The following is a 19,043-nucleotide window of genomic DNA, read 5'->3' as shown; positions in this document are numbered from 1 at the left end:
TCCAAGGGCGCGGGGGGGCGCGGCGGCCCTGGCTTCGGAGTCCCCGCAGGAGCGAGGCCATCGAACAGGAACCTGAAGCTGGGCCGACGGCTGGCTTCACCTTTCGCGGTAGGCTTGATCCGAGGGCAGGGGGTCACCTAGCTCGCGCCGAGAGGATGAAGCCGCACCACCATGTCGATCGACCTTCTCTGGTCGACATGGGTGTAAATCTCCGTTGTGCCGATATCTTCATGGCCAAGCAGCGTTTGTATCGCCCTGAGGTCGGCCCCGTTTGACAGCAGGTGGGTGGCGAAGGCGTGCCGCAACACATGGGGGCTCACTTCGTCCGGCCGCGCCAACCCGGCCATTTCGGCGGTCTCCCGGACGTCCCTGAACGCCGCAGAGCGCGAAGTAGGCTTGCTGCCGTCGCGCACAGAATGGAACAGCCACTTCGGCGAAACCACACCGTATTCCGCCGCGAGGGAACGCCAGAGCCGCATGGCCTCGACGGCACGCGACCCTAGAGGCACCATGCGTTCCTTGTCGCCCTTGCCGCGTATGTTGAACATCTTTTGGTTATTGGCGAGCGCCGAGGCTGGCAGGCGGACCGCCTCAGTGATGCGCATGCCTGAGGAATACAGCGCCTCGAAAAGCGCGGCGCGTCTCGCGTATGCTGCCCGCCTGTAAAGGCCGAGGCTGCCGTCGGCTGCGGCCGCGTGGGCGGTATCGAGGAAGCGCTCGGTCTCCTCGATCGAAAGCACGAACGGAACGTTCCTTGAGCGCCGCATGGGTTCGAGCAGCGCGGCCGGGTTTCCTTCGGCATGGCCTTCGGCGAAGAGCCAGGCGTGCAAGGTCCGAACGACGGCCCTGCGGTGGGCGATGGTCGCCTCGGCGTAACCCTTCGCGGAAAGATGGCCGAAATAGCCCACGAGACCGGCGAACGTCACGCCTGACAGCCGCAGCCCGGCGGACGATAGCCAGCCAAGGTAGCAGTCGAGATCGTCCTGGTAGGTCTCGATCGTGCCGTCCGCCGCGGTTCCGACAGCCAGCACTTCCAGCCACGCTTCCGCCAGCAACCTGTCGTTCGACATCGAAACCTCCGAAGAAGTTCGAATATGACGTTTCCGGTTCAGGATGCGTTAACGACGTGGCTGGCGGCCGACGAACGCGCAGATCACGAACCCGGCCGCTCTGCGGCAAGCTAACCGTTCACGCCGCCCGCGTAACGGCCGAGAAGGAGGCGCGAACGAAGAAGTCGCTGGGTTCCCAGAGCGTCCAGACGATCTCGACAGATTGGCCCGGTTCGAGCTGGAGGGCGTCGCCTCGGCGCCCAGAATTCGGCTGGCCGGCCTGTTTGCAGAACCTGCGTGAAGATGGATGGCTCCGCTCGAGGCCTTGCGGACAGCGCGCGCCAACGCCTGCTGGGACGCGCGTAACGGTTCCGGGAGGGGCTTGGGATACCAGACCACTTCCTCATCGGGAAGCTGCGCCAAAAGTTCGCAACAAAACGCCGCTTATGCAACAAGGGTCGCCGACTTCCGCGGGCAAACGCATCGCCTTCAGCCTGGGTCAGGCTCAGGAAACGCTGGTCTTGCGGGCGCTTCAGGCCGCCGGGGTGGAATGAAGACACCGGTGGGGTGGTCACGGCCGGGCTCTTCGCTTCTGGCAAGCCGATGGCACTCCTGGCTTGGGGGCAAACCGCTTGGCGCCACTTGACTTCGACCCGGAAGTCACACGTCGGTGCGCCGGCATCGACTGCTTCTGGCAGGGTCTTTGCATTTGAGTTGGCAGTAAGCGGGCGTGGGAGGACGTCGACCTTTCCGGCCTTCATGACGGCCAATGCGACTGGCGAAAAAAGCTAGTTCGCCGACGTCATAGGTTTGCCCGGTCAACCGGGCGTGCCCCCTTCCATGCCTCTCCGTCAGACGCGGCAAGCCGGCACAGGCCGGCACCAGGAACATGGCCGCATTAACGGCGTGAGGAGAACGAAGCCATGAATATCCAGAGCCCCAATTTCATGGCTGTCGAGAAATGGACCGGCAAGGCCCTGTTCAGTGATTGGCAGTCGACCTCCGCAGGTGTGCTGGATGTTCGCGATCCGGCAACCGATGTGCTGCTGGCCTGCATCGGCCTCGGTGGCCCCACCGATATCGCCCGTGCCGCGGCTGAAGCGCGTTAGGCCCAGCGTGCCTGGGCCAAGACCTTGCCCACCGGGCGCGCCGCCATCCTCAACAAGGCGGCCGACCTGCTCGTCGCCAATGGCGAGGAATTGATCGGCTGGATCATGCGCGAAAGTGGCTCGATCCAGCCCAAGGCCAGCATCGAGATCGAACATGGCGCCTTGTTCATCCGCCATGCAGCGGGCCTAGCGACGCAGCCAACCATTCTGTCCTGTCCGGGTTCGACGACCGCACCAACTATGGCAAGCAGGTGCCGCATGGCGTGGTCGGCGTTATCTCGCCGTTCAATTTCCCCTGGTGCTGTCGGTCCGGGCCATTGCCGCGGCCCTGGCCCCGGGCAATGCCGTCGTCCACAAGCCCGATCCGCGCACGGCCATCAGCGGCGGCATCATCATCGCGCGCATCTTCGAAGAAGCCGGCCTGCCCAAGGACGTGCTGCAGATCGTGCCAGGCGGGGCCGATGCCGGCGAGGCGCTGTGCACCGATCCCAATATCGCCATGGTCTCCTTCACCGGCTCGGCGCGCGGCGGCCCCAAAGTAGGCGAACTCTGCGGCAAGCACCTCAAGAAGGTGCAGCTCGAACTAGGCGGCAAGAATGCGCGGATCGTGCTCGACGATGCCGACCTCGACATCGCCGCCCCAAACGCCGCCCGGGGCGCCTTCCTGCATCAGGGCCAGATCTGTATGGCGACCGGGCTGATCCTCGCTCATTGGCGTCGCGCCCGGCATGCGCGCTTTCGAGGAGGACGGTTCGGCTCGGACGCGGAAGCGATCGAGATCGCCAATATGTCGGACTATGGCCTTGCCGCCGGGGTGATTTCAGCCGCCGTGGGGAGGGCCATGGCGCTCGGCGAACAGTTCAATGTCGGCCAACTCCATATCAACGACCAGACCGCCAATGGTGGCCCCTTCGCCCCCTTCGGCGGACGCGGCAGATCGGGCAATGGCAGCCGCATCGGCGGCCCGGCCGATATCGAGGATATTCACGCCATGGATGTGGATCTCGGTCAAGGACCAGGCCATCGCCTACCAGTTCTGATCCGCAAGCAAAGGAATGCTGCCATGAATCTTTCAGGCAAGACCATCGTCGTGACCGGTGCTTCGTCGGGCATTGGCGGGGAAGTTGCCCGGCTCGCCCGCTTCTCAGGCGCCCGGGTCTTCGGCGTCGACCGCAACGACCCACTCATCACGCTTGACGGTTTCGTGAAGGTCGATCTGGGTGATCCCGCCGGCATCGACGCCACGATCGCCGCGCCATGATCGAGACCATCTCGGTTGGCCTTTGTTCGGCCGAACTGATTCGCCTGCCGGGCGGTGATGAGACCCGGCTGATGATCTACTATCAAAAGCTGGAAGGGTGCATTGGCCGGCACGGGCTGGGGCCGTCCTGACACTTTCACGCTTGCGGCTGCCTTGCAGCGCAGACGACCTTGTTCGAACCGCTGATCGCCATCCGACCGGGGTACTGGCGGACGCCGGCGCTCACAGCTGCGACTACGAGCGCTCCACCTGAGCTCAGATCGGTCCTTGAAGGGACCGCAGGGTTGTCGGCGGACTGCTTGACCATTGACCTCCAACCCGGAGCCCCGACAAAGCGGAATTCGACCACGCTCATCATCAAACGATGTCGGATATGCGACACAACATATCAGCATTGGCGTCGTCATGTTGTCGTTCTAAGGCGATTCTACGGTTTGGCTCGGCACGTGGTTGGTTCTCGGCAAACGCCTTTCGGACCGAGGAGAATCGCCCCATGATAAGGCTCACGGGCAATGCCGTTGCCGCCCTCAACGTCCAGTCAGCGGCGAGAGGTGGAAGCGATATTCTGAACCGACGGAGAGAGCTCATGTTGGCGCGATCGACAGTTCATCCCAACTCCCGCAACATTTTCCCCCTGGCTGCGCGCCGCTGGTGCAAGCATCTGGTCCGCTTAGCCTTCATTGGGACCATGGTTGTCGCTTCAACCGTGGCTGGCGGGGCGACCGACCGTTCGATGCTTGTCGACAGTGCCATCAAAGCTCTCGCAGGGGACAAGGCGAAGGCTAGCATGCAAACCCGGGTGAAGCGGGGCGGCGAGCCTATCACTCCATCGGTTCCTGCATGCGGCGAGACGACCCGAAAATTTGGCTCCAATGACCCGCACGATCCAGTCGACGGCACCGTCAACAAGACCATCACCGAGTGGTTAGTCGCCGGCAACAAGGCAGATTGGAAACCCAACTTTGGTCTGGACAGGTCTGCTCTCGGAGACGCTGAGGAGGAAGTCGGCACCTCCAGTTACGGGAAGGATCTTTTCCTGACCGGAGGCGAGACCAAGGCCCGCGGCATCGATCCGCATAGATGGCAGATACTGCCACACCGTGGCTTGTTCGATAATTCCAAGGGTATTCTCGAAAACACCATTTCAGCCGCCGACAACGCGCTCAAGCATGGTTTCCATGCCGTTGAACTTGACCTTCGCGCCGATAAAAACGGCCATGCGTGGATGACGCATGACACTACCCTGGGGCGAACCACCGGTGATGAGAAAAATTGCCTGATTTCCGATGTCTCCACTGAGGAGATAAAGAGCATGAACCTCTCGATATGGAATCCTATCACTAATGGGCGTATGCCGGCGGTCGATCGCAATGGCAATCCGCAAAAGATGGAAGACATGCAGAGTATCATAGACTACGTTCGCGAGAAGAATAGCAACGGCGATGAATTTAACGTGATCATCGATCCAAAGGACGAGGTATCAACGATCGCGGCAGTCAAGTCGCTCTCGGCGCTCGAGAATTCTGACGTGCGCAGCCATCTCGGCATAAAGATCTATTCGACCTATGTGCCGACTACCGACAGCGTTGTTGCACAGCTGGACAAAAAGAAAACCAATGTACTTGATGCCTTGGAGCAGGCCAATGTCACGGTCCAGCCGGGTAACCGTGTCAACCTGATCCCGGTCCTCATCAAGGCAGAGGACGTCCAGTCTTCTCATAGGAACAATAAGTCGGTGGCCCAGGCCGTCGATTGGCTGATCTCCTTCGATAGGCTGGGCGACCTCACCATGGTCGAAATCTCCCGCTTCGAGGGAACCGACGCCTTCGATGAGATGAACCAAGTGGCCGCGAATTTCCAGGCAGCAGGCGAGAAGTTTGCCAGCACAACTCTCACGATGTCCTATATCTCCGAAGCGTTCTCCGTTAACAGCCAGAAGTTTTACTATAGCGCTGAGGGAGTGCCGATCACCTTGCCCGGTCGTCCGGACATGGATTTTCGCGCCACTTTCGGCGCGCTGCAGGCCTATGCCGACGTGCTGGTGTCCGACAATCCTTATTTGGAGACACTCTATTTAGCCGACTTTATCACCGGTGGCAGTGATGCGGATTATACCTTCCCGATGGACTCCCATTACAACCCGGCATCCATCATCGACGCACCGAAGGTTATCACCGGCAAGCCAAGCTGGATGAACGATCCACATCGTCGGTGAGGCTCTGTGCCTCGCCTTGATGATCAGCGCCATGATCGTTGCACGCTTTACGCAACCCTGCGAAGGATATGATGAGCTGGCCAGTCGAACTACCGGAATTCCGAGCGCGATAGGACGCAGATGAGGTTGGGCGTTACCTGACGCGTGGTGATCACCTCGGTTATGGTCGTTGAGCTTGACGCCGGATGTTGGAAATCGGCGTGGCGGCAGCATTTTGCGAGCCGTTATGCGAGCATAGTTGGCCCCTGATGCCAGGAAATGGCGGGCAAGATTGTAGGCGAAGTTGGTCAATGCCAATCTTCGTCCTAGCCTGCGAGGCCGATCGTGCGGTCAGGCCGTGCGGGATTTCTGCTGCGCGAAGAGGTGCTCGGCGAAAGCACGGATCCTGGGGCGGCGGCCGTTTCGTTGCCGCTGATCATTAATAAGAATCCTGGGCGTCGGATTCTCATCTGGTCGTCGGAACATTTTAGTGAATTAGCGCAACGCCGGACTTCTCCCGATCATAAGCGAAACCAATACAGTTGAGTCAGAACGTCGCCGGCGCCGAAGAACAGCCCGGTTGCGCAGGCGATCTCCTGCAACCGGGCTGTTCGCAGCAATTTGGAAGAAGCCACGACATCATCGGACATCGGACAGCGCGGGCCGGTTGAATTGGGCGCGGGAATTCCGCTCCGGACGGATGAATTCCGTCCCCTATTCCTTTTGAGAATGCCTGGAAATCGACACTACTGGCGGGTTTGTCACGTGAGTGACACGAATCGTTGGCGCGGGTCCCGGACGCGCATTCATCTCAGTCGCTGAAAACTAGGTAGAAAATTCTTGTAGGCCACTTGTGCGCAGTTGGCACAACTTTTGAAACTCCCTTGTAGCGCAGTGACAGAAGCTGCCGAGCGACATTCACGTCGCGGACAATATGGGGATTGATTGAAGGGATGAAAGGACATGTCAGGTCTGCGTCGGATCCGCATATCGGAAAAGAAGCATCACCTGCGGATTCGGGCGGCTGTGCAAGCGAAGGTATACCTACGCTCCGTGACCTCATTTGCATAGATGACAAACCAGCATTCCTAATGGAAGCCCATGATGCGCTCTCCGCGGAGATCGCCCAGCGCGCAGGTTTCAAGGCGCTTTGGGCGTCCGGCCTCTCGATCTCCTCCAGCCTCGGCTACCGCGATGCGAACGAAGCTTCTTGGAGCGAAGTGGCCGACGTGGTGGAACGTTTGGCTCGTGTTGCCAACATTCCTATTCTCGTCGATGGCGACAGCGGCTTCGGCAATTTCAACAACGCTCGCCTTGTCGCCGCCCACCTGCACAGACGCGGCGCGAGTGGCATATGCATCGAGGACAAACTCTTCCCTAAGATGAACTCTTTCATTGGCGACCGCCACCCGCTCGCCGACATCGAGGAGTTCTGCGGCCGTTTGAAGGCCGTGAAAGACACCGTCTCTGACCCCCACTTTGTGCTCGTGGCTCGGATAGAGGCCCTCATTGCCGGCCACGGCCAGGACGAAGCACTTTCCCGCGCGCATGCCTATGCTGGCGCCGGTGCCGACGCGATCCTCATCCATTCGCGCAAATCCGACCCGACGGAAATCTTGGCATTCGCCCATTCATGGCAGAATCACCTCCCTGTCGTGATCGTGCCGACGAAATACTATCGCACCCCCGTCGCCGAATATCGCGCCGCACATATCTCGGCCGTGATCTGGGCAAACCACAATATGCGCGCTGCCATCGCCGCCATGCGAAACGTCTGTAATCGCATCATTCGCGAAGAAGGCATAGCTGGCATCGAGCCCGATGTCGCACCGCTGGAAGAGCTTTTCGAGTTGATGGCTTATGACGAACTCGCTGCCGCAGAGTCGCATTATCTTTGGCCGAAGACCGCAGGCGGTGCCCTAAGATGATCGGCCGACTTGAAAGTGCAATTTGCAAACGCAGAAGGCGCTCGTGCTGGCGCAAGGACCACGCCGGTTCAAATCTTCGGCCGGCGGGCTCCGCCTCCAGGCGGCCAGCGACGCTGGCCACGAGGTCGATATCTGATGGCCAGGGAAAGTGGGGCAATCCGGTTGCAACGATCCGCTATGGGGCGATCACGCCATCAGAAAAAGCATTGATAGCTGTACCACCCGTTTCGGGCTGCATCTGCCAAGGCGCGCGTCCAGCTCTGGGTTCCCTGAAAGCTCGAAATGGGCTGCGCTGGCTTGCTGATGGCTGCAGCGTTTTGGAATCAGGCGTCCCGCCAAAGCGTCACACCGAGGAAATGACCAATGGTCGATAACTCTGCCAAGCAAGCTGTAATTCTCGCCGCCGGCTTCGGTTCGCGTCTGCGACCGCTGACTGATTTACGCCCAAAGCCGCTGGTTGAAGTCAATGGCACGCCAATTCTCCACAACGCGCTAGCAAACCTTGAGGCCGTTGGCGTGGAAGCGGTCACCATCGTCGTTGGCTATCGCAAGGACGCGATCGAATACTCCTGCGGCCGCCGGTTCCGAAGCCTCGAAATCAGTTATGTCGAATCGGACGTTTTCGACAGGACCGGTAGCGCCTATTCCCTTTGGCTGGCGCGTCACGTCCTTTTGGCGGGCAATACCTATCTTCTCGAAGGTGACGTCTATTTCGAGCCGGATGCGCTTCGCCGCCTCGCGACAAGCCAGTCTCAAAACGCCGCCGCCGTCGCTCCCTTCGAAGCGTCGATGGAAGGCTCGGCCGTCGTTCTGACGGATCACGGGCATATCGCGGAATTTAGGATGGGTCAGACCGCTGAACATCTGACGGACGGTTCACCGCAGCTGTTCAAGACCATGAACCTGATCCGCTTCTCCGGCGAGGATCTGCGCACGACAATCGTCCCGCATCTCGATGATCTTATCGACGCCGGTGCCGTCAAGTCCTACTGCGAGGAGCTGCTGTCTCAACTAGTTCAGCAGAGGGGCCTGCAGATCGCGGCTGTCCGGTGCGACGATCTCAAATGGTACGAGATCGACAGCGAGGATGACCTTGTGATGGCGGAAAGGATCTTCGCGCCTGAGGCCACGATAGCAGCTCAGCCCTGACTGCGGGCGGCTGCAGGCTGAGCCCAGCAGAGGCGGACAACAGACAGGAGACCGACATGTTGGCGCAACGAATTGCCCTCCTTTCCGGATCAGGGACCGCGGCAGCTCGGGAAGCCGCGAAAGCGGCGGCAAACCAAGGTCGCGAAATTGCGGATCTTGCAGCCGGCGAGGTGATCACCGCTCCTCCGGCCTCGGTATGCGAAGGCGCGATCGCTGCCATACAAGCCGGAATAAACCGCTATACTGATAGCATTGGCTTACCGTGTCTTCGTAAAGCAGTTGCCAAAAAACTGTCCGCCGACACCGGGTTTGCGTGGGATACCGACAACATCGTCATCACTGCAGGTGCGAAACAGGGTCTGCTCGATGCCGCCTTGGCGCTCCTCGATCCAGGCGACGAAGTTATCATTATTAGCCCATGTTGGCCGACATTCCCCTCACAAGTTCGTCTGGCGGGGGCAAAGCCCGTTTTCGTGGACGCCAAACCGCCTTCCTATGTTCCCGAAATTCGCGCCCTTCGTGACGCCATAACGCCCAAGACCGTGGCGATTATCATCAACTCGCCCAATAATCCGACGGGAGCAGTGTACGATCGGGCGATCCTTCAAGCCATCGGTGATCTCGCAATAAACTATGATCTCTGGATCGTCTCCGACGAATGCTACTCCAGTTTTGTTTTCACCGGGGATCGCCATCAGTCGATTATCGTGGCTCATCCGGGCATCCGTTCACGAACCATATTGGTCAATGCCTTTTCCAAAGAGTTGGCCATTACCGGGTGGCGCCTCGGCTATTTCGCGGCACCGCCGGAAATCGTCGCCGCGGCCAAAAAACTTCACAGCATTACGACATCGAACGCGAATGTGATTGCTCAACACGCCATATTGCATCACCTCGAAGTCGGTGACGGCAGCTACGAGCGGGAGATGCATCAGCGCCTCGCGGCTGCGCGGAAGGCGGGGCTAAGAATCCTCTCCGAGCTGGAGGACGTCGCGCCACCGCGTGCCGATGGCTCGTTCTTCTTCTATCTCGATCTCACGGCAGTTCTCGCCCGACTGCCGAGCACGAGCTCAATCCGGACGGTGGATGATATTGCCAGCATACTTCTTGACGAAGTAGGCGTCGCTTCGGTTGCCGGAACAACGTTCGGTGACGAGACAGGACTGCGGCTTTCATTCGGAGCGCCACCGGAAAAAATCGAACCGGCCCTGGAGAAAGTTGTCGCTACCCTCAATGGTCTTAAAAGCCGTTAGGCGGCAGCATGATTGACGGCAACTGCGGGCAGCGGTCGGCAAAGGCACGTGGACCGATGGCGTTCACTCACTGGAATGAGGTGCCGGATCGCGCGCCCATGCCTTTCCAGCCGCGCGCCGACGGCGCCCAGGCGCCCGCCACTAAGAGCTTCGTCGAGGAGTACCCGATGCTGATATACCTTCGAGACTACGCCAATGCCATTACGGCAACAGGCTTCGTGTTCGCAATCCTCGGACTTTTCCTGGCGTTGAACGGTCACGTAGAGCTCGGCACCGCATCGATGCTCTGGATGTGGTTCCTTGACCATTGGGACGGTCATGTCGCCCGCAAGACTAGTGACAGCCGCCGTCCAGGAGCTGCGGACTTCGGAAAATGCCTCGACGGCTTTGGCGACTTCATCCATGGCGTAATATTTCCGTCGGTTGTTGTCGTATTTGTCGGAGAAGGGAGCATCCTGTCGCTCGTGGCCATTCTTGCCCTCATCATGGCTGGCGCCATCCGCCTCAGCTATTTCGAGAGTTTCGGCCTGACCTCGGATGCCAAGTTTGCGGGCATCCCCGTCTCTTATGATACCCCGTTAGTCGCGATCCTGCTGATGGCGCGGCCAGGTTTCCCGGTTGCGGCGTTTCCGACAGTCTTCGCGCTGGCCTTCATCGCCCTCGCCATACTCCACGTGACCACAGCGGTTAAGGTGCCGGCAATACGGGGCCGGGCAATTCCGATCGCAACCATCGCAGCAATCATCGTGTCAGTCGCCTTGGCGATCTTGGCCCAGATGAATGCGGGCTAGGGCAAATACTGAAATACGAATGATGACACAGCGGAAGAAGCTATGAGAAACATCCTGCCATCGGTAGATCCATCAAGAAATACGTTGGAGTCAGATCTCATCGACTTCGGCCGAAACTTCCCCCCGCCGTGTCCGATCGTTAACGGCCGTTTGAAGGCCACGTTAAAGGCGATCATCGAAACGGATGTGGCTACTGCCATCCGCTTTCCTCGATTCTTGGGATCGGAGCGCGATCGTCTCGCTGGCGTAAAATGGCTATCTCGACGGTTGGGTGCACCGCCATCTTTGGAAACTACGACCCTCACCAACGGATCGCAAAGTGCGCTGATCATGTTGATGGCCAAACACGTTGGTCCAAGCGGAATTCTGTTAACAGAATCTCTCACATACCCCGCCATCAAGCCCCTTGCGAAGCTTCTCGGCATTCAGTTGCGGGGCGTCAGTATCGACCATGAAGGTATTAACCCCGACGACCTTCTGCGTGTTTGCCGGCAGGAGGGCAGAAAAGCGCGCGCATTATATTGCATGCCGACGATCCACAATCCGACTTCGGTGATCATGCCCCCTGGGCGCCGCGCGATGATCGCACAGATTGCCAGAGACACCGATCTCCAGGTTTTCGAGGACGACATCTATGGCGCGCTTCCGGAAATTGCTCCTCTGCCCCTGTCGACATATGCGCCCGAGCGGAGCTGGTATATTCAGGGCCTCAGCAAATCGCTTGCCGCCCAACTCCGCGTTGCCTACGTCGTCGGCCCGAGCGGAGAAGCCCTCTCCGAAGTATTTTGGCCCAGCGTACCCACCACCAATTGGATGGTTGCGCCGATCGTAGCCGAAATTGCGACCCGCTGGCTGGAGACTTCGACCGCCGAAGAAATCCTGTCAACCGTGCGGCGCGAGACGGCCGAACGCCGCGGGCTCGCAACGGAAATCCTACATCTCGCACAAGGAACCGGCCATCCTTCCAGCTATCATTTGTGGCTTCAGGTGCCGCCCGGAATGACGCTCGACGAACTGATGCTCCGAAGTCGGGATCAAGGAGTCAGCATCGGGTCGGGAATTCAGTTCGAAGTCGATTTCGGCTCAAGTCCCGAGCGCTTTCGTATCGGTCTTGGAGTCCCGAGCAATCGTGAGGTTCTAACTCGCGGCCTTCAGATCGTGAGCAACTTAACTCGATGACGCGCAGCGGAAGAACGAAGGTCACGGGGGAAAAATGCCCATCAACGAGAAACGGTCGGATCTCACATACCGACGTCTTCGGTCAGCCTCATTCATACCCGTGTTCCCCCGAATCTACATGACCGAGGATGCGCTCCATGTCGGGCTTGTCGAGGAAGTTGACTGCGAGGAAATCCGACGGATCAGTCTGTTGCCCGCTCGCGCCCGGCCGGCACCAGCATATAGCTATGCGACAGAACAATTTCACCTGGCCGCCTTTCTCGGCGATACAATCGTTTCTGTCGCAACATACTTGCGTGAGGATCAATCCATCAGCAAACAGTTTGAAGATAAAGGCTCTTCTTGGCGCCTGCGAGCCATGGCCACCCATCCAGGCTTTCGTAACCAGGGGTTAGCATCTGCAGTTCTGGAGCACGGCCTAAGGATGCTTCGCGGAAGAGACGCCACGCTTCTATGGGCCAATGGCCGATCGACCGCGATGGGTTTCTACCTTCGGCACGGGTTTTTGCAAGTGGGCGGAGAACGGAAACCACCCGGCGTTCAACCACACTACCGAATAGAACGCCGCATCTGAACCGGGCGCATTGAGGGAATTGCGCGGGTGCGCCAAGGCACGAAATCCGATTCGGTCGCCAAAGAATTTTACCTCCGTCATGGTTCTGTTCGCGGAGCCCCAACGTCGCGCTTGCGACGGGCGGGAGCAATTTAGACGTGAAATCTGTCCAAGGAGGTGACGCTGGCTAGGTCAGGGATTCGGTACTTACTCGCGTCAGAGCGATGGCCTTTTGAGGTTGCGAGCTTTGCGGCCATAACCGCCGCAGGTGCTGCTCAATGTTCGACAGCAGCAAGTCCTTTGCCGCGCCAGCAAAAATCGTTAGCTGACCGAGGGCTCCGCTCCTTGGAAGAAAACAAAAGACGATATCAAGAGGACCACGGACGGGTTGAACTCCTATATCAGACGGAGATCACCATTGCGATCAGAAAGAGGCGAGTTTGATGACCGGCGCTAACAATATCACAGCTGAACATCAGGGGGTGGAAATAACAAATTCAAAAATTTGGTCGGACGTCGAGCTTAACTCCGACGGGAAGCAGTTTGGCTATTTCCGGCTACCAATCTCATCGCACGAATCCGCCTATGGCTGGATTCCTATACCCGTAGCCGTGGTCAAGAACAAATGTGGCCCCCGCGTCCTCCTCATCGCCGGAAACCACGGCGACGAGTGGGAGGGTCAGATCTTGCTCATGAAATTCCTGCGTCAAGTCCGACTCTCTGATGTACGTGGAACGATTATCATTTTACCAGCCGCAAATGCGCCTGCGGTTGAAGCAGGAAAACGAGTCTCACCAATTGATGAAGGCAACTTGAATCGCTGCTTCCCAGGGAAAGCGGACGGAGGGCCAACATGGATGATTGCACACTTTATCGAGACGTGCCTTCTCCCCAACACCGATCTGGTCTGCGATTTTCATTCCGGTGGCTCATCTCTGGAATATTTGCCGTCAACTGTCATTGTTCGACCAAGGGAAGAACGGAAGCTAGTGTACTTGCTTTCTCTGTTGTCTGTCTTCGGTCTCCCTGTGGGATTCATCGCTGATGCACCAGCTGGCGGCGGTCAAAGCCTGAGCGGAGGTTGTGACCGGGCGGGGGGGATACCGTACTTGTCAACCGAGCTTGGGGGGGCCGGGACAGTAAACTTGCAGGCGTTGCGAGCGGCCGAAACAGGCATGTCTCGGCTGCTTAGACACGTGGGCGTATTAGCCAGCGACCAGCCATCGATGGGGGCCCAAAACGTGAGGCTTTTTTTGCGACACCCGGCTAAAGACTATGTCTATTCACACGCGACAGGTATTTTCGAGCCATACGTTGAGCTCGGACATAAGGTGCATGCAGGGCAAGTAGCCGGAGTGGTTCATTGCACGGACGCTCCATGGAAGGAACCCGATGCTGTTCATTTCAAAAAGACTGGCGTTGTACTTTGCAGGCGAGTCCCCGCACGTACAACAATTGGCGACTGCTTGTTTAATACAGCAGACGAGTTGCCCTCCTCGTCTGCTGTAGTGCCCGCATGAGGAAGCTTACACGCAACGAAAAATATTTTATCATCGAACCATACGCAAGCCTTGATGAATTGAAAGGCCCTCGACGTGGAGCCCATAGTCAATCGAGCAGGCCCTCAAACAAACTACGGTGGTTGCGAACCAAGCGCCCACCGTCGTCAAGGCGTGCGCAACAAGACTCAGCCCTCGGAGCGGACGTGTGGAAACTAACTCTCGGCCGTACCATCATCGATGTAGATGGCGTCTCCAACCTGAACGCGTCGAAGGACCTGACGGTAGCGGCCGAGCTTCGCCTCGAAACTTTCATGTCGGATTGCTGCGTTCGCTTTCTCAGAATCCGAGAGCAACTCATTGAGAACCCGGCCACTCATCGTGTTCGGTCTGCCTATCTCAAGAAGATGCAAAATGGTCGGCGCGAAGTCGCAAATGCCGGATGGGACTGTCGAGACGGAACCGGCCGCCGGAAAAGCTGTCCCCGCGACAATGCCGACAGCCGCGAGTTCCTTCGGATGCAAGCCACCATGGACGCCGAGGCCTGCGCGCCGGTCATTGTCATAGAACGTGCCGCCAATGAGGCCGAAGGGGTCAACGCCATCGTCCGCCCGGAAGGAGAACGAGACGTCCGGCGCGCGCGGGTGATCGGCAAAGACCAGATGGTTGCCGAGACTGCCGGCTGCGATACCGTCAGTCTCGTTTCGGGCTCGGGTGAACACTGGCCCGCACCACTGGTGCTCAGTGATCGTCGCCACCAGCCGCGCAACCTGTTCGTCAGAGTGTTCGGCGAGATAGAGCGCGCCCACCTGTCCGGGCACCACCACGACATTGACGTCAGGCCCGGGCGCGACGCCCGGTCGAAAACCGGCATCCCGCAGGCTTTCGATCACCGACACGCGCGTATGCCCGGTGATGTGTCCGTGATCCGATATTGCGATGATCTGCACGTCCTCGGCGCGGCCCTCCGCTTCCCACCAGTCGAGCACACGGCCGAACTGCCGGTCGCAATGGGCGATGATGCGCCGCGTCGCCTCGGCTCCAGTGCCATGGAAATGGGAGGTGACATCGGGCTCACCGTAAGAGAGGATCGTCACGTCTGGCCGGTGCTTCGGCCAGACGACCTCGAGAAAGGCCGAGGTAATCCAGTCCTGTCCGGACGTATCTGGCTCGATTTTAGGCGGCTCGGGAGTGAGCGGACCAACACGGGCTTCTGCCTCCGCCAAGGCATCGGCTGTGCAGGCCTCGCGGAAATGGCCCGACAACCGAACATGCCCGAAATCCTCTGCCTTGTGGTGGAAGAAGCGCGTCGTTCCCGGCGTGTTCGTCGCCAACACGGCCAGGCTTCGGCCGTTGGAAGCAAGCGTCTCGCCAAGCGTCGCCGCAGACATCAGCTTTCCGCCGTTTTCCTGATCAAGCTTGCGAAGCAACGCCGCGTCTGCGGTGTCGATATAGCGCGGCGGCGAAACCGAACGGTCGACATACTTGTTGCCGACCATGCCGTGCCGGCTTGTCGTCGCGCCGGTGACGAGGCTCGGAAAGGCTGAGCGGGTCTCGCTCGGATAGACGGTTCGGTGCTCCGATAGCGTGACGCCAAGCGACTGCAAGCGGCAGAGATTGGGCGTCAATTCCGGGGAGATCAGATCGGGACGAAGACCGTCGAAGCTCACGACAAGAGAGCGGGGAGAATGCATGTTGTTTGATCCGAAGTTTGATGATTGCTGAAGTATCTATTGAGGACCTCGCTTGAGCGCTCCCAAATCAGCCGCCGACCTTCAGAAGCATGGATAGCGGGGTAAGGGGGGAGAGATCGGTTGCCGGTATCGAACAAGATGCCGAAGCCGGCAACAATGCTGTCGGGCCTCCATGGGCACTTCTTTTTTCTGCTTCGCGAACTGGTGCGGGCAAGCTTCCTCGAGATGGATAATCAAGTTGAGAAAATCGTCGACCTCGACTGTGCTGCCCGGCCCGACCACAGTGGTCGATTTGCGCGTTCAACGACAGCAGGCCCTTGGAATTTGATCCTCGGGCGAAGACGGTATCGGTCGATGACCAGGTTCTGATGGATCCTACCTCGCGGAACCCTTTGTGGGGATCGCCTTGATCATCTGGTGTCGAAATCCGCAGCTTCACGTCGGGGTTCGGAGCAATGGCTGAAAGTCGCCAAGTTAGCGCCTCAATCGGAATGCCCGACATGGGCGATGTCGGGCGCACCTTCGCTCCAAAAATCCGATGAGTTGGCTTTGCTGCCGGCGATTGTCCTCGAGTGTAAGGGGCAGACCGCCGGCACGACGCCGCAATTCTTTGCTTCGCCATGGCCGCCGCCATATCCGCATCGAGCGCGGGATCGCTCGCGTCTGGTACAAAATCAAAGTCTCTTAGATCTCGTTGATCGCGGTGGAATTTATGGCTGCTCATGAGGTCCAATTTTTCCCAAGCACGAAGACGCAGTCGCCGAGGCCCGTCCTTGCGGGAATCCGCCGGCAAAGAATGACGCCGCCTGATTTGGCGATCACCGGTTGCGGCTCACGCCAAGGTGCTGTCGTGAAATGAATGAGCCCCGTTGTCTGGCCCGCCTCGACCCGGTCGCCAAGGCCAACAAAAGGCTCAAACAGGCCGCGCTCGCTGGTTTCGGCATAGATGTAGTCCCGACTTGCCACGCGCTTCAGCAGCGTGCAGTCGAGCGGCGGCCGGTCCGTCAGCGGCCTTCTTGTCACGCCGAAATGATGAAGGAGCCGCATCACGCCGTGTTCCGCGGCAGCAAGGGCTGCGCGGGACACGCCGCCGCCGCCTCCCAACTCCGACGAAAGATGTTGCACACCTTGGCGCCGACACCCCCCGATCAGTGCGCGGTCACCGCCCGTTGAATGTTCAATGATCATCCCGGTTGGCATGCCGAACACGCGAAGGAGATCCAGATCATCGCCCATGCGATCGGGATCGCTTGCGACGACAGCGCAGGGTAAATACTCGATGCTGAGGCTGCCGGAATGCAGGTCGACCGCATAGTCGACGCGCGTCAGCAATTCGCTTTCGATCAGATGGGCAATCATTGATGTGGGATCGCCATCCGGATCGCCGGGAAATTTTCGATTCAGATTTCCATCATCAAGAGGGGAATTGCGCCGGTCGGCGCGAACGGCCGGAGCATTCGCCCCTGGCAGAACGATGATCCGGCCACGAACGTCCTCGGCTCGCAACTCCCGGATCAGCTTTGTCAGGATGATTTGGCCTTCGTATTCGTTGCCATGGCTGCCCGCCATCAGTAGGACAGCGGGACCCTCGCCATTGCGAATGGTGACCACGGGGATGGCCTCGAAATTGTAGCCGACATCGTCTCCAGATCGGTCGTGCACGGCGAGCGGCAGCCGGAAATATCCAACCTGTTTGCCGTCCGCGTCCAGGTCGATGTCAGCCCAGATCTTCGTTTTTGGCGTTGTATCCATGTCCGTTACTCATCAATTGTAGGCTTGGATGATCGGATCCAAGCCGCGTTCAAACAGGGTTCGATCTCGGGCTGTGCCGGTTCAAAAGCGGATCGCATTTGTCGGTGTGCGAGAAATCCATAGGTGGTGCTGCTACTGATATGACCCCAAGGGAGCCAACCAGGTCGACGAACTTGCCCGCCGGATGCTCTTCCCGAAGATGAAGCCAGCATGAAGGCATTCAGGCATGGTGCGGAGATCGGCACCGGTAAAACGGCCCGCTACAATTGCCTGTCGCTCGCGGCTTGGGCTCCGTCGCCCGCCAGGCGCGCCGCCACTGGTCAGACAACAAGCGGAAATCGAAAATGCCGAGTAGCGCGGCATGGTGCGTTCCTATTGTACAATCGGGCCGGCCGGCGTGAGGGTGAGCAGCTCAGCGCCGCGGTCACCCAAGAGGACCGTGTTGGAAACGAAGTCGTCTCCGCGCCCGGTCCCCATCAGCCACGAGAGGATGTGAAAGCTCATGCCAGTCTCGATGACGATATCGGAGTCGGGTCTGAGCCCGATCACCGAGTTGCCGCCGGTCCATGACGGAGGCTGACCGACGCCGATTAGATAGCCGCACGACTGGCGATAGTAATCAGCCAGGCCAGCATCGTCTGCTACAGTTCGCCAGGCTGCGAAAACATCTCGCCCTATCGCACCGGGGCGCAGTGCCTTGACAACAGCATCGAACGCCCTGGCACTTACTTCCGCCATTGCCAGGTCCTCGTCCTTGATGTGGCCAATGTGGACAAGCCGACCGAGGGGCGCGTGGTAGCGCGAGATGCAGCCGGATAGCTCGATGAAGACGGGTTCACCTTTCCGATAAAGGCCATCCCCCCAGGTCGTATGCACTTCGCTCACACGCGCGCCTGGACGGATGAAAGGCCCAAAACCCGGAACATGCCCTCCGGCGCGTATCATCGCTGCCATGCACTGGGCAGCGACGTCCTGCTCGGAGGCACCGTCGGTGATGGCCGCAATCGCCGCACCCGCGGCGGCGTCCGTCACCTTGGCAGCCCGACGCATCAGGGCTTGCTCTTCGGCACTTTTCACTCGCCGCATCTTGTCGACCAGACCGGAAACGTCGCTCCATTTGGCGTCGGTCTGCGACTGAAGTGCTACCGCAAGCCCATGGCTGAGACCAGCCGTCCAGTATTCAAGGCCGATCCGCTTACTGGCCAACCCGAGATCCGCCAGCACCCGCGCCGCAACGTCAGCCGCCGTTTCGCTTTCTGAGTGGCTGCGGAACACTGCTGCCTTCACCCGATTCTCGATAGTTGATCTCTCATTGGCACGGGTGACCAGAACAGGCTGGCCTTCGTGCGCGACGACAAGCAGATGCGGAGTAAAGTATCCCCAGTGGTCCAGCCCGGTGAGATAAAAGACGTTCTCTGGAGAAGCGAAGACCGCTGCGTCTAGATTGCGCTCCGCAAGCATGGTTCGCAGCCTGGCAAGGCGCTCAGCTATTTCAGCTTCCGAAAAGGGATTGCGGTCCATCATTAATCCTCGTCCCAAATGCATATGGAAAGAAAAATTGGCGCTCGTCCGCATTGTCGATCGAGCGCAGGATTTCCTGCCGGGAGTAGATTTCATCGACCATTGCACGTT

At 59.2% G+C, this 19,043-nt stretch carries 16 protein-coding genes and 2 pseudogenes; 13 read left to right on the top strand and 5 right to left on the bottom strand.

The window, feature by feature from the left end:
• Nucleotides 1-137 precede the first annotated feature (137 nt).
• Complete coding sequence (locus tag ACWGS9_RS30185; protein WP_454508672.1) at nt 138-1,070, bottom strand: tyrosine-type recombinase/integrase; 933 nt, start codon at nt 1,068-1,070, stop codon at nt 138-140.
• A gap of 902 nt (nt 1,071-1,972) precedes the next feature.
• On the opposite strand from ACWGS9_RS30185, the gene ACWGS9_RS30180 reads away from it, so the two are divergent.
• The 13 genes and pseudogenes from ACWGS9_RS30180 (at nt 1,973) to ACWGS9_RS30120 (ending at nt 13,986) form a co-directional block, all read left to right on the top strand.
• Nucleotides 1,973-2,158 carry a hypothetical protein gene (locus ACWGS9_RS30180; RefSeq protein WP_454508671.1) on the top strand — a complete coding sequence of 62 codons (186 nt, stop codon included), beginning with the start codon at nt 1,973-1,975 and terminating at the stop codon, nt 2,156-2,158.
• Between the two features lie 24 nt (nt 2,159-2,182).
• A pseudogene (locus tag ACWGS9_RS30175) lies at nt 2,183-2,299 on the top strand (hypothetical protein); the annotation flags it as partial.
• A 157-nt stretch (nt 2,300-2,456) separates the two neighbouring features.
• On the top strand, nt 2,457-3,419 hold the full coding sequence (locus ACWGS9_RS30170; RefSeq protein WP_454508670.1) for an aldehyde dehydrogenase family protein: 963 nt from the start codon (nt 2,457-2,459) through the stop codon (nt 3,417-3,419).
• Complete coding sequence (locus tag ACWGS9_RS30165) at nt 3,416-3,550, top strand: hypothetical protein (RefSeq protein ID WP_454508669.1); 135 nt, start codon at nt 3,416-3,418, stop codon at nt 3,548-3,550. Before ACWGS9_RS30170 ends, ACWGS9_RS30165 begins: the two co-directional genes overlap by 4 nt.
• A pseudogene (locus ACWGS9_RS30160) lies at nt 3,510-3,661 on the top strand (LLM class flavin-dependent oxidoreductase); the annotation flags it as partial. The gene ACWGS9_RS30165 and the pseudogene ACWGS9_RS30160, both read left to right, overlap by 41 nt.
• 251 nt (nt 3,662-3,912) lie before the next feature.
• Entirely contained in the window at nt 3,913-5,634 is a 1,722-nt protein-coding gene (locus ACWGS9_RS30155) for a glycerophosphodiester phosphodiesterase family protein (RefSeq protein ID WP_454508668.1), read from the top strand.
• Nucleotides 5,635-6,566: 932 nt separating this feature from the next.
• Nucleotides 6,567-7,541, top strand: a complete 975-nt coding sequence (aepX, locus tag ACWGS9_RS30150; protein WP_454508667.1) for a phosphoenolpyruvate mutase — start codon at nt 6,567-6,569, stop codon at nt 7,539-7,541.
• A 363-nt stretch (nt 7,542-7,904) separates the two neighbouring features.
• Nucleotides 7,905-8,690, top strand: coding sequence for a phosphocholine cytidylyltransferase family protein (locus ACWGS9_RS30145; protein WP_454508666.1), 786 nt, complete (start codon nt 7,905-7,907; stop codon nt 8,688-8,690).
• Between the two features lie 56 nt (nt 8,691-8,746).
• Nucleotides 8,747-9,943 (top strand): pyridoxal phosphate-dependent aminotransferase, encoded by a 1,197-nt coding sequence (locus ACWGS9_RS30140; protein WP_454508665.1) that lies wholly within the window; start codon nt 8,747-8,749, stop codon nt 9,941-9,943.
• Between the two features lie 8 nt (nt 9,944-9,951).
• Nucleotides 9,952-10,734: a CDP-alcohol phosphatidyltransferase family protein gene (locus tag ACWGS9_RS30135; protein ID WP_454508664.1), complete on the top strand. Its 783-nt coding sequence runs from the start codon at nt 9,952-9,954 to the stop codon at nt 10,732-10,734.
• 42 nt (nt 10,735-10,776) lie between these two features.
• A complete protein-coding gene (locus ACWGS9_RS30130; protein WP_454508663.1) occupies nt 10,777-11,913 on the top strand; it encodes an aminotransferase-like domain-containing protein in 1,137 nt (378 codons plus the stop codon).
• 118 nt (nt 11,914-12,031) lie between these two features.
• The gene (locus tag ACWGS9_RS30125) at nt 12,032-12,487 is read left to right on the top strand and encodes a GNAT family N-acetyltransferase (RefSeq protein ID WP_454508662.1); all 456 of its coding nucleotides are present in this window, start codon (nt 12,032-12,034) and stop codon (nt 12,485-12,487) included.
• Nucleotides 12,488-12,909: 422 nt separating this feature from the next.
• The gene (locus ACWGS9_RS30120) at nt 12,910-13,986 is read left to right on the top strand and encodes a succinylglutamate desuccinylase/aspartoacylase family protein (RefSeq protein ID WP_454508661.1); all 1,077 of its coding nucleotides are present in this window, start codon (nt 12,910-12,912) and stop codon (nt 13,984-13,986) included.
• Between the two features lie 194 nt (nt 13,987-14,180).
• Here ACWGS9_RS30120 and ACWGS9_RS30115 read toward each other — a convergent pair whose 3' ends face one another.
• The 4 genes from ACWGS9_RS30115 to ACWGS9_RS30100 all read right to left on the bottom strand — a co-directional run.
• Nucleotides 14,181-15,659 carry an alkaline phosphatase family protein gene (locus ACWGS9_RS30115; RefSeq protein WP_454508660.1) on the bottom strand — a complete coding sequence of 493 codons (1,479 nt, stop codon included), beginning with the start codon at nt 15,657-15,659 and terminating at the stop codon, nt 14,181-14,183.
• Between the two features lie 67 nt (nt 15,660-15,726).
• The gene (locus ACWGS9_RS30110) at nt 15,727-16,383 is read right to left on the bottom strand and encodes a hypothetical protein (RefSeq protein WP_454508659.1); all 657 of its coding nucleotides are present in this window, start codon (nt 16,381-16,383) and stop codon (nt 15,727-15,729) included.
• Complete coding sequence (locus tag ACWGS9_RS30105) at nt 16,380-17,411, bottom strand: succinylglutamate desuccinylase/aspartoacylase family protein (protein ID WP_454508658.1); 1,032 nt, start codon at nt 17,409-17,411, stop codon at nt 16,380-16,382. The genes ACWGS9_RS30110 and ACWGS9_RS30105 overlap by 4 nt, the downstream gene beginning before the upstream one ends.
• Before the next feature lie 372 nt (nt 17,412-17,783).
• Nucleotides 17,784-19,043 (bottom strand): M24 family metallopeptidase (locus ACWGS9_RS30100; protein ID WP_454508657.1); only part of this gene is annotated, 1,260 nt, incomplete at its 5' end.

The organism is Mesorhizobium sp. Arg314, from assembly GCF_053714275.1.
This window is presented reverse-complemented; position numbering and strand designations above follow the sequence as displayed.

What these genes read in the sequence shown, in the direction of transcription:
- ACWGS9_RS30185 (WP_454508672.1), bottom strand. Translation starts at nt 1,070, where the DNA reads ATGTCGAACGACAGGTTGCTGGCGGAAGCGTGGCTGGAAGTGCTGGCT.
- ACWGS9_RS30180 (WP_454508671.1), top strand. Translation starts at nt 1,973, where the DNA reads ATGAATATCCAGAGCCCCAATTTCATGGCTGTCGAGAAATGGACCGGC.
- ACWGS9_RS30165 (WP_454508669.1), top strand. Translation starts at nt 3,416, where the DNA reads ATGATCGAGACCATCTCGGTTGGCCTTTGTTCGGCCGAACTGATTCGC.
- ACWGS9_RS30155 (WP_454508668.1), top strand. Translation starts at nt 3,913, where the DNA reads ATGATAAGGCTCACGGGCAATGCCGTTGCCGCCCTCAACGTCCAGTCA.
- aepX (WP_454508667.1), top strand. Translation starts at nt 6,567, where the DNA reads ATGAAAGGACATGTCAGGTCTGCGTCGGATCCGCATATCGGAAAAGAA.
- ACWGS9_RS30145 (WP_454508666.1), top strand. Translation starts at nt 7,905, where the DNA reads ATGGTCGATAACTCTGCCAAGCAAGCTGTAATTCTCGCCGCCGGCTTC.
- ACWGS9_RS30140 (WP_454508665.1), top strand. Translation starts at nt 8,747, where the DNA reads ATGTTGGCGCAACGAATTGCCCTCCTTTCCGGATCAGGGACCGCGGCA.
- ACWGS9_RS30135 (WP_454508664.1), top strand. Translation starts at nt 9,952, where the DNA reads ATGATTGACGGCAACTGCGGGCAGCGGTCGGCAAAGGCACGTGGACCG.
- ACWGS9_RS30130 (WP_454508663.1), top strand. Translation starts at nt 10,777, where the DNA reads ATGAGAAACATCCTGCCATCGGTAGATCCATCAAGAAATACGTTGGAG.
- ACWGS9_RS30125 (WP_454508662.1), top strand. Translation starts at nt 12,032, where the DNA reads ATGACCGAGGATGCGCTCCATGTCGGGCTTGTCGAGGAAGTTGACTGC.
- ACWGS9_RS30120 (WP_454508661.1), top strand. Translation starts at nt 12,910, where the DNA reads ATGACCGGCGCTAACAATATCACAGCTGAACATCAGGGGGTGGAAATA.
- ACWGS9_RS30115 (WP_454508660.1), bottom strand. Translation starts at nt 15,659, where the DNA reads ATGCATTCTCCCCGCTCTCTTGTCGTGAGCTTCGACGGTCTTCGTCCC.
- ACWGS9_RS30110 (WP_454508659.1), bottom strand. Translation starts at nt 16,383, where the DNA reads ATGAGCAGCCATAAATTCCACCGCGATCAACGAGATCTAAGAGACTTT.
- ACWGS9_RS30105 (WP_454508658.1), bottom strand. Translation starts at nt 17,411, where the DNA reads ATGGATACAACGCCAAAAACGAAGATCTGGGCTGACATCGACCTGGAC.